At 63.9% G+C, this 1,671-nt stretch carries 1 protein-coding gene; it reads right to left on the reverse strand.

Features of this window, described 5'->3' with window-relative positions; all coding sequences use genetic code 11:
* Positions 1-160 precede the first annotated feature (160 nt).
* On the reverse strand, positions 161-1,552 hold the full coding sequence (locus N7E59_RS11765) for an IS1380 family transposase (RefSeq protein WP_390905052.1): 1,392 nt from the start codon (positions 1,550-1,552) through the stop codon (positions 161-163).
* Positions 1,553-1,671: the final 119 nt, after the last annotated feature.

Below are 1,671 nucleotides of genomic sequence, written 5' to 3' on the forward strand. Positions count from 1 at the left end.
CCTCCTTCTTTCACGGGGCGCCGCTGAGGAGTTCTGAGGGCATGCTCGCGGGTGAATCGCTGAGAATGCGCATGAGGGCGCGGCTGTGGCCCGAGGGTGCCGTCTCGGGTGGCCGTTTCTCCGAAATTTCCTTAAGTCGTTGGGGCAGGTGGGCGGGTCGTCAGGTGAAGGCGTCGCGGATGGCGGTGTAGCCGTGGGCGACCTCGTTGGCCCATCTCCAGCCGGCATCAACCCGAAGCCTGAGTTGTCGTGCTCCGCGGGTGATGCGGGCTGCGGTGTGCAGGATCATGTACCGGAACGCAGCAATCTCTGCCCGGCCAATGCTGGGGTGGTCTTTGTAGGCGATGAGCTTTGTCCAGGTGATCAGGTCGTTGGCGATCATCACCACCTGCAGCCACGCGTGGTTCTCCGCGAACCCTTCGGCGGGGAATCGGGCCAGCCCGGTGGCTTTGGCCTGCCGGATCCGGTCCTCCACCCTGGCATGCTGACGGTGACGCAGCTCCAAGCCCTGAATCTTGTGGTCCACGGCCTCTGGGTCGGTGTCGGTGATGAACGCGGTGACCCGGTGCCCGTCAGCATCAGTGAAGGACAACTGGGCGCCAGGATGTGGCCGCTCCTTCCGCAGGATCAGGCGGGTGCCGGCGGGCCAGCTTTTGATGTTCACATGGTCGGTAGCATCTACCACCCACGCCCCCTCCCGGATGGAACTGTCGGTGTTGATCGCTGCCTGCCACAACTGAGCCGGAATCTGATCAACCACCTGCTGGACGGGCTGGGTCAGGAAGTAGCCGAAAGAGAACTCCACGCCCATCTCTCGGCAGTGATCAGCGAAAGCGTGGGAAGCCCCAGCACTGTCGCTGCGCACCAGCACACCAGGACCGGCTTCAGCGCCGGGACGCACAGCAGCTGGCAGAGCGTCGAGGGCCTGATCGATCACGGTGATGTGATCAGCAGCAGTGTTGGCCCCGGCGTTACCGGGCCGCAGGATCCCAGCCAGGGCCTCCCCGCCTCTGATTTCTGGTCTGTCTAAGAACGCCAGTAAGGGGTGGAACCCGAACGTGCGTTTCCACGTCGCGGCGGCGTTCTCCTTCTCCGAGTGGGCGATGCTGATGGTCGCATCAACATCGATCACCAACGGCCCAGCATCCTCAGCACTGTTTTCAGGGCCAGCGCCCGCCTCCCATGCCCTGGCGCGCGCTTCAGCACGCGCTTTCCGGATCGCTGGCAAGCGGTCTTCGGTAACCCGGTCCAAGACTCGCCAGGTCGTAGGCATCGACGCCACGGGCCCGAAAACGTCCTGGCGATCAGTCAGAGTCTGGATCCCGGAGATGTTGATCGCGCCATCAGCCACGGCGACCGCCAGATCAGTGAGCACCCGGCCCGGAGCGTGAACCGGCAAGCCCTTATAGGAGTCCAGAAGCGGCTCCGAAAGCCCGGCCACCAGGCCGGTTCGCTCAGCAAGTTCTCGCAGCATGCCAACCCCGGCATGAGACACGACCCCCTGCCCGTCGGCGGAGACTTTCATGCGGCCAGTGCCCGGGATACGCTTCACTTTGAGAGTGCCCTCTCGACTCGGATGGTTTGGACTGTGGTAAGCCCATCATCCCTTGTCGGAGCGGCACTCTCGTCTATCTACGGCCTCTCAGGCCCTCGTGTCATGAAAGACCGAGG

It is taken from the genome of Nesterenkonia marinintestina (assembly GCF_025420485.1).
Classification (GTDB): domain Bacteria; phylum Actinomycetota; class Actinomycetes; order Actinomycetales; family Micrococcaceae; genus Nesterenkonia; species Nesterenkonia marinintestina.